This is a genomic window from Hymenobacter agri (assembly GCF_054778495.1).
Genome location: NZ_BAAGZM010000153.1, coordinates 1 through 7,976 on the forward strand (window position 1 = coordinate 1; position 7,976 = coordinate 7,976).

Consider the following 7,976-nt stretch of genomic DNA (forward strand, 5'->3'; position numbering starts at 1 on the left):
GCCGCGCGACCAGCCCCATTTCGCGGGCTCCTACGGCTCGCTCATGCGGTCGCTGTTTACGTTGGCGGGCACGCTGCCGGCCCTGCGCCGCTCGGCCTTGGTGGGTGGGCTGCTGTTTGCGGCCTTCAGCGTGTTCTGGACCACGCTGGTGTTCTTCCTCGAAAGCCCGGCCTATGGCTATGGCAGCGCCGTGGCGGGCTTTTTCGGGGTGATTGGGGCCGTGGGCGCGCTGGCCGCGCCCATTGCCGGCCGCACCGCCGACACCCGCGGGCCCGACTTCGCCATTGGCGTAGGCACGCTGCTAGCCGTGGCTGCCTACGCGGTGCTGGGCCTGGGCGGCTTTCACCTGGCCGGGCTGGTGGTGGGCGTCATTCTGCTCGATGTGGGCGTGCAGGCCGCCCACATCTCCAACCAAACCCTGATTTTTTCGCTGGTGCCCGAGGCCCGCAGCCGCCTCAACACCGTGTACATGACCGGCTACTTTACGGGCGGCTCGCTGGGCTCGGTGGCGGGTGGCTTCGTCTGGATGCATTTTGGCTGGCCCGGCGTGTGCCTGCTGGGGGCCGCCTTCGCGGGCGCGGCTTATCTGGTGAGCCGCTTTTATGGACGTGGCTAGTCAGCTGCTACTTTCATCTCATGAAAAAAAGCCTCTGCCGAACAAACGGCAGAGGCTTTATTGAGTATTCGAGCATACATAATCGGATGCATTCCCGGTAAGACCTGAAAACTGCTCTAAATGCTGCTGTAGCTAGTAGCTACTCGGCCGCAGCCAGCCGCGCGATGCACACTTTCAGGCTCTCGCGCCAGTGCGGAATAGCTACGCCCAGTGCGGCTTTAATTTTCGTCTTATCCATCACCGAAAACGGCGGGCGCGTAGCCTTCGTCGGGTATTCGCTGGTGCGGATGGGCGTAGTTTTTACTTCAATACCGCTCAGCTCGAAGATGGCCGTGGCGAAGTCGTACCACGAAGTCAGGCCCTCGTTGCTGTAGTGGTAGAGGCCGTAGGCAGTGCTACCGCTTTCGATGATATCGAGGATAACGCCGGCCAAATCGATGGCATAAGTAGGCGTGCCCACCTGGTCCCAAATCACGCGCAGCTCGTCGCGCTCGCGGCCCAGCTTCTGCATGGTTTTCACGAAGTTGCCGGCAAATTCTGAGTACAGCCAACTCGTGCGCAGCGTGAAATACCGGCTGGTAAGTTCCGGAATCACCTGCTCGCCTTCGAGCTTGGTGAGGCCGTAGATGCCCAGCGGGGCGGTTTCGTCGGTTTCGGAGAGGGGCTGGTTGCCGCTGCCGGCAAACACGAAATCGGTCGAAATCTGGATGAGCGTGCTGCCGTGCTCGCCGCAGAGGCGGGCTAGGTTTTCCACCCCGTCGCGGTTGATGCGGCGGGCCAGGTCTACTTCGTCTTCGGCCTTATCCACGGCCGTGTAGGCCGCGCAGTTGATAACGTAGGCGGGTTGCTGTTCGGTAAACAGGGCGGCCAGGCCCTCGGGATTGAGAATGTTGGCCTGCTCCTCGGCCAGAAACAGGAGGCCCGTGGTGCCGCGCTCGCGGGCTACGTGTGCCAGGCATTGCCCCAATTGCCCGGAGGCCCCAAAAATCAGTGTCTTGCTCATTGCTAAAACTTCGAATGAGCCCGCAAGTTAGGCCCAAAGCGTAGGGTGCGGGGGTTGGCCTCGAGCGCCACATCGGCGCACCAATGGGCGGGGGCCAGCCCCGCACCCTACTGCGGCAGCTGCTTCTGGCCGGCCGAAATCTCCTTGCCCACAATGGGCTGCTTGTTTTTGATGGGCTCGAAACGCACCTCGCGCGGCTGCTTCTCGCTCAGGTATTTCCAGTAGCGCAGGGGCATGTGGCGCCGGTGCAGCTTCAGGTTGCGGCGCTCGGGGATGTTGACGTGGTCAAAGTACGTCTGCCAGAGGTGCTTGAACAGCGGCTCCCGCTCGTCGAGCACGGTGGCCGAAATATTAGTCGACTTTTGCCCCGTCGCGTTTTCAAACTGCATCACGTCGGTCCGCGTCAGGTTGTAATACAGGCCGTAGTGGCGGCGGCGGTCGTAAATCAGCCAGCGCTGGTCGGCGTAGCGCTTAGTGAAGTGCGCGGCGATGAGCGGCAGCACGTCCATGTCGGGCTCGATGGTGGCGTGGAACAGCTCGTCGCTGGTTTTCTCGAAGCGCACGAAGGCTTCCATGCGGTGCTTTTCGCGAAACATCATCTGGGCCAGGCGCTGCACGCGGCGCACGTCGGCGTTGGCGTAATTCTCCGCGATATCCATGGGCGAGCGCAGGGCTAAGTCTACGTACCGGAAAATCAGCAGCTCCCGGTCGGCATCCTCGCTCAGAAACACGTGGTAGAGGCGGGTGCGGGCTTCGCTGTCCATGGTTTTCAGTAGGCCCTCCCACACGCGGGCGGCCAAAGCCTCGTCGGTTTCGCGGTGGGCCGGCTGGGCAAACAAGCCGCTCTGCGCCGTGCCTTCGGGCTGAATGCTGTTGGGTGCCGCCCGCCAGTCGTACACCGTGAACAGCACCGTGAGCAGGCCCTCAAACGTGCCGTCGTAGGTGTAGTCCAGCGGCGCGGCCGTTAGCGCGGGCGCCGGCCGCCGGGCAGCAGTGGCAGCCGCTGAGGCGGCTGAAGCAGGGCGACGGATGGGTTTCACTGGCAAACTGGCTTCGGGTTGAAACGACTGTATTTAAGCCTGCGTACTGCTGACTTTCCGCCACTTAAATACGCAAGTATGAATCTCGACACCCTTCTGGGCCCCTTGAAAGGCGCCACCCGCCGCGAAGTCGGCGGCGCGCAGGTCGACGTAGTGCGCACCGGCAACTCCCGCGTGAAACGGATAGTGTATCCGGTCGGTTTCCGCTGGTCGAAAGACATGAAGCCGGTGACGGGCACCGAGTTGTGCCAGCACGCGCACGTCGGCTTTCTGGCGGCCGGCCACCTCAACATCGAGTACGCCGACGGCACACGCGAGGAGTTCATCGCGCCGCAGGTCGTGGCCATCGCACCGGGGCACGATGGCTGGGTGGTGGGCAATTCGCCAGCCGTGCTCATCGAGTTCGACTTCGAAGGCGAAACCGTAGAGCGCCTGGGTCTAAAACGGTAGAAACGCCATATAGTCTCTACATCGCTCTACGCCGCCTGCTGGCGTTGCTCGCTCTGGCGGCCGGCCTCGTAGCGGGCGCGGGCCTCATCGTGCAGCTGGCGCACCAAAGGCATCAGCTCGCTGATGCGGCACACGCACGAAAGCCGGGTTACTTTATCGGACTGCGGCAGCACGATGGGCTGCGGCTGGGGCTGGCGGTGAATAACTTTCATGACAGAAAAAAGAATGTCGTGCTGCACGCCGCCCAGTTGGCCGGGGTGCAGCAGCGGCGCGGAAGAATCGGAATTGAAATCAGCTTTCATAATGAAATCAGGAAGCTTGGGCGAATAAATCGAGCTGCTGCGTGACGAGGGCCGAGCGCACCGAGCCGGCCCCGAAAAGAATCTGGCGGCGCACCTGCTGCTCCGTCAGCTCGCCGATGACGGGCTGGTGCTCGCCACGGCAGGTGAGGAAGTATTTGGCGCGCTTAAGTACCACGCCCAGCTGGCGCAGCGTTTCCATATCGAGCGTGGCGAAGCGACGGGCGGCCACGATGCGCTTGGCCGAGCGCGCCCCCACGCCAGGAATGCGCAGTATCATCTCATAGTCGGCCGTATTCACATCGACCGGGAACACGTGGCGGTTGCGCAGAGCCCAGGCCAGCTTAGGGTCGATTTCGAGGTCGAGGTGCGGGTGGGCGGGGTCGAGGATTTCGTCGGCCTGGAAGCCGTAGAAGCGCATCAGCCAGTCGGTCTGGTACAGACGGTGCTCGCGGATGACGGGCGGCTGCGTCACCTGCGGCAGGCGGGCATCATCGGTCACGGGGATGTAACCGGAGTAGTACACACGCTTCAGGCCGTAGCCCTGGTAGAGGCTGTCGGTGAGCTTAATGATTTGCAAATCGGTTTCGGCGCTGGCCCCCACGATGAGCTGGGTGCTCTGGCCGGCGGTGGCGAAGTTGGGAACTTTGTGAAACAGCGCCTTCTCCTCCTTATTCTGAAGGATGCCGTCCCGAATCTGGGCCATCGGGGTCAGGATTTCCTGGTAGTTTTTCTCCGGGGCCAACTGCGTGAGAGCCAGCTCGGAGGGCAGCTCGATGTTCACGCTCAGGCGGTCGGCATAGAGGCCGGCTTCCTGAATCAGCTCCTCGCTCGCGCCGGGAATGGTTTTGACGTGGATGTAGCCGTTAAAGCGGTGCTCGGTGCGCAGCTTCTTCACAATGCGCACGAGGCGCTCCATCGTATAGTCGGGGCTGGAGAAGATGCCCGAGCTCAAAAACAGGCCCTCGATGTAGTTGCGGCGGTAGAAGTTGATGGTAAGGTCCACTACCTCATCCACCGTGAAAGCGGCGCGCTTCACGTCGTTCGAGCGGCGCGAAACGCAGTAGGCGCAATCGAAGATGCAATGGTTGGTGAGCAGAATTTTCAGCAGGCTCACGCAGCGGCCGTCTTCGGTGTAGCTGTGGCAAATGCCCATGCCTTCGGCGTTGCCGAGGCCTTTGCCTTCGTTTTTGCGCTTGCCGCCGCTGCTGCTGCACGAGGCATCGTACTTGGCCGCATCGGCTAATATGCTTAGTTTCTCCTGAATACGCTCGTTCATGCGGCGGGGCGTTGCTTTCGGCTTTAAAAGTAGTAGACAGCGCCCAAACAGGCACTACGACTTAAGCTAATTTTATTAGAAATAGTTTCTTTATTTCAGAAAAAACGGTGCTGGGCATTTGTCATTCTGTTAGCAAAAACGACCCTGGCGCAACCTTGGGCGGCCCCGCGGTCGTGTGCGGCCCCGCCGCCCGTTCGTAATTTGCAGCCTTGCCCCTGCCCATGCGCTTTCGCGGTTATTTTTTGTTGCTCTGGCTGCCAGTGCTGCTCCTGCTTGCGGGGCTGGCCCGGCCCGCGTGCGCCCAAACTTTCGACCCGCGCTCGGCCGTGCCGCCCGACTCACTGCACGCCACCCTGGAAGCCCTGCCCGCCCGGCCCGACTCGCTGCGCGAGCGGTTCGACCAGGAGCGGCTGCTGCACCGCTTACAGGCATATTCCCGCCGCAAAACCATTATGGGCCGAGCCATGTCGGGCCTGCTCAACTTCACGCAGCGGCAGCAGGAGCAGGCTGGCCTCGACGCCGTGTTGCTCGACCGGCAGTTCGACCGCCACAATTTCAAGATTGTGCGCCGCATCGATATCCGGCCGCTCGATGCCTTCGGCTACAGCCTCACCGACTCGACCCGCCGCCCCCGCACCCTGCTCGACAAAGCCGGCAACGGCCTGCACATCAAGACCTCGCGGGCGCGCATCCGGCAGGTGCTGCTGTTCCGGCCCGGGCAGGCGCTCGAGCCCCAGGCCCTGGCCGAGTCGGAACGCCTGCTACGCCAGACGCCGGAAATTCTCGACGCCCGGGTGCTGGTGAACGAGCGCACCACCACACGCGACAGTGTGGACATTGAAGTGCTGACCACCGACGTGTTCAGCATCACGGCCGGCGTGCAGGTGGGCACGGCCACGGCCGGCACCATCACGCTCGGCGACCAGAACTTTCTGGGCCTGGGCCATCAGATTGAGAATTCCTACAACTACGGCCGCGAGTACGACAACACGACCAACCCCCAAACCTGGGCCTACGAGGGCAGCTACACGGCACCGTTCCGACACTTTTTTTACGCGCAGGGCCGCTACCGCAACGAGTTCAACTACCGTTCGGGTGGGGTGTCGCTCAGGCGCGATTTCTATTCGCCTACTACGCGCTACGCCGGCGCCATCAGCCTGGACCGTTACACGCAGCAATTCAAGCTGTCGACGCCGCAGGGGCTGACTCCCCGCTATTACCCATTGGAATCGACCGTGCAGGATGCATGGATAGGCCGCGCCCTGCGGCTGCGCTCCTACGATTTGGGCTACGAAAACCCGGGCCGCATCATCGTCGCTACCCGCATGGTGCGCACCCAGTTCCAGACGGTACCGGACCCTGCTCCGGTGGAGGTACCCAACTACGTGAATTCCTACCACAACTCCACCCTGCTGCTGGGCACGGTGGGCTACTCGGTGCGTCGCTACTACAAAGACCGGTACCTGTTCGGCTTCGGCCGCACCGAAGATATTCCGACCGGTACGCTGGTGAGTTTCACCGCTGGCTACGATATAAACAGCGTGGTACCGCACCACTATTTTGATGTGCGCATTGCGGCGGCCGGCTACAGCGCCCGCACCGGCTACCTCTACGGCGCGCTGGATGTGGGTGGCTATCAGCGCCTCGACGAGGGCCGCCGCTGGGAGCAGGGGCTGCTCACGGGCGAGCTTACGTCGTTCACCCGGCTCTACCATCGTGGCAACTGGCAATACCGGCATTTTCTCAGCAGCCGCGCCACCATTGGCCTGAACCGCCGGCCCGGCGATTTCCTGCAGCAGGGCATCACCAACGACCGGGGCCTGCGCGGGTTTTCTCCGGCCAGCCCCATCCGGGCCACCAGCCGCTTCGTGCTGAACTACGAAACCACTTTGTTCACGCCGCTCTCGCTGCTGGGCTTTCGCCTGGCCGGCATTGCCTTCGCCGATGCGGCCTGGGTGACGGAGCGCCCGGGCGGCGGCTCCCCGTTCGACGGGGCGCCGTACACCGGCTTCGGGCTGGGCCTGCGCTTCCGCAACGAGTTCACGGTGCTGCGCACGTTTCAGCTGCTGCTGGGCTACTACCCGCGGGGGCTGAACGCAGCCAATGGGATTAAGATGTACGAAAGCACCCGCGAAACCATCACCTTCAGTGATTTTGGCCTGGGTTCGCCCGGTGTGCCCGTTTACCAATAAGCCCCGGGACGTTAACACGACAGTGCCCGGCCTTCGATGCGAAAGCCGGGCACTGTCGTGTTAGCCTAACTAATTATCAATCTGCGCAATAAAGGAATAGTATCTGCTAGTTGCTACGTGGCCCAGGCAGGCAGGCTTAGCGGCCCGAATTGAAGGCAATGGGCAGCGTGCAGGCCACGCGCACCGGCTGGCCGTTCACGCGGCCGGGCTCCCAGGCGGGCATGGTCCAGATGAGGCGCAGGGCTTCTTCGTTGAGGCCGTTGCCGGGGCCGCTCACCACGTGTGCATCCTGCACCTTGCCCTGGGCGCTGAGCGTGAAGCTGATATACACTTTGCCCGACACCCGACGGTCGAGAGCCTGCTTGGGATAGCGAATGGCTTTGCCCACGTAAGCGGCAAAAGCCCGGTCGCCGCCCACGAACTGGGGCCGTACCTCTGGGTTCACATACACCGAGTCGGGGTTGATGGCGGCCGGTGCAACAGGGCTGGCGGGCGCGGGCTGGTTGGGGCCACTTTGGGCATAGCCAGGGCTGGCCATGTGCAAACCCAGCAGCCCGGCAAATACAACAAGGGGTAAAGGATGTTTCACGAGAAGTACCGATAAGAAAGTGGGAGAAGCCGACGACCACTACCGCGGTCTGCAATATCTACGTTTTAAAGCTACAAAATAGTTGCCACAAAATTGACTTATCGAATGATTACAAAAAATCATGAGGGATAACCAGCGCCTGAATTACGTGGTATTATTTAAAGCCCGAAAAAAGACTAAACTGGCTACTGAGCTGAAATAATTGATTTTTTGGGACTATTCGCAGATTAACCGAAACCAGCCTGCAGCCCATTGCTCGCATTATTTTTTTGTTAATCAAAACAGTATTATTCTAACAATACTATTTGACCAGGAGCTAATGATGGCAACGCGCCTTACATTTGCCATCGTTTATTTACGATAAACAGTAGAGAGCATATGGCAACTCATAAGCGCGACCACTTTACCGAGGCCGAGCAGCAGCTGGCGGCCGTGGCCAAAGCGTTGGGGCACCCGGCGCGCATCGCCATTGTGCGGCTGCTAGCCCGGCGGCAGGCCTGCGTGTGCG

8 protein-coding genes are annotated in these 7,976 nt (G+C 61.6%); 3 read left to right on the plus strand and 5 right to left on the minus strand.

Translation table 11 applies throughout. The annotated features are described in order from the left end of the window. Positions 1-616 (plus strand): MFS transporter (locus tag ACYVDE_RS09820; RefSeq protein WP_460501325.1); only part of this gene is annotated, 616 nt, incomplete at its 5' end. 139 nt (positions 617-755) lie between these two features. On the opposite strand, the gene rfbD is transcribed toward ACYVDE_RS09820, so the two are convergent. Then, positions 756-1,619 (minus strand): SDR family oxidoreductase, encoded by an 864-nt coding sequence (gene rfbD / locus ACYVDE_RS09825; protein WP_460501327.1) that lies wholly within the window; start codon positions 1,617-1,619, stop codon positions 756-758. Between the two features lie 107 nt (positions 1,620-1,726). Continuing rightward, positions 1,727-2,659: a TIGR03915 family putative DNA repair protein gene (locus ACYVDE_RS09830; protein ID WP_460501328.1), complete on the minus strand. Its 933-nt coding sequence runs from the start codon at positions 2,657-2,659 to the stop codon at positions 1,727-1,729. Positions 2,660-2,737: 78 nt separating this feature from the next. Between ACYVDE_RS09830 and ACYVDE_RS09835 the strand changes: the two genes are divergently transcribed. Further along, complete coding sequence (locus ACYVDE_RS09835) at positions 2,738-3,109, plus strand: cupin domain-containing protein (RefSeq protein WP_460501329.1); 372 nt, start codon at positions 2,738-2,740, stop codon at positions 3,107-3,109. Positions 3,110-3,135: 26 nt separating this feature from the next. On the opposite strand, the gene ACYVDE_RS09840 is transcribed toward ACYVDE_RS09835, so the two are convergent. Continuing rightward, positions 3,136-3,411, minus strand: coding sequence for a hypothetical protein (locus ACYVDE_RS09840; protein WP_460501330.1), 276 nt, complete (start codon positions 3,409-3,411; stop codon positions 3,136-3,138). A 7-nt stretch (positions 3,412-3,418) separates the two neighbouring features. Beyond that, the gene (locus tag ACYVDE_RS09845; RefSeq protein ID WP_460501331.1) at positions 3,419-4,687 is read right to left on the minus strand and encodes a putative DNA modification/repair radical SAM protein; all 1,269 of its coding nucleotides are present in this window, start codon (positions 4,685-4,687) and stop codon (positions 3,419-3,421) included. Positions 4,688-4,947: 260 nt separating this feature from the next. Between ACYVDE_RS09845 and ACYVDE_RS09850 the strand changes: the two genes are divergently transcribed. Next, the gene (locus ACYVDE_RS09850) at positions 4,948-6,879 is read left to right on the plus strand and encodes a BamA/TamA family outer membrane protein (protein ID WP_460501332.1); all 1,932 of its coding nucleotides are present in this window, start codon (positions 4,948-4,950) and stop codon (positions 6,877-6,879) included. 136 nt (positions 6,880-7,015) lie between these two features. On the opposite strand, the gene ACYVDE_RS09855 is transcribed toward ACYVDE_RS09850, so the two are convergent. Then, positions 7,016-7,468 (minus strand): energy transducer TonB, encoded by a 453-nt coding sequence (locus tag ACYVDE_RS09855; RefSeq protein WP_460501334.1) that lies wholly within the window; start codon positions 7,466-7,468, stop codon positions 7,016-7,018. Between the last annotated feature and the right edge of the window lie 508 nt (positions 7,469-7,976).

Bases quoted from the DNA above. Each gene is read 5' to 3' on its own strand.
- rfbD (WP_460501327.1), bottom strand. From the start codon at position 1,619: ATGAGCAAGACACTGATTTTTGGGGCCTCCGGGCAATTGGGGCAATGC.
- ACYVDE_RS09840 (WP_460501330.1), bottom strand. From the start codon at position 3,411: ATGAAAGCTGATTTCAATTCCGATTCTTCCGCGCCGCTGCTGCACCCC.
- ACYVDE_RS09845 (WP_460501331.1), bottom strand. From the start codon at position 4,687: ATGAACGAGCGTATTCAGGAGAAACTAAGCATATTAGCCGATGCGGCC.
- ACYVDE_RS09835 (WP_460501329.1), top strand. From the start codon at position 2,738: ATGAATCTCGACACCCTTCTGGGCCCCTTGAAAGGCGCCACCCGCCGC.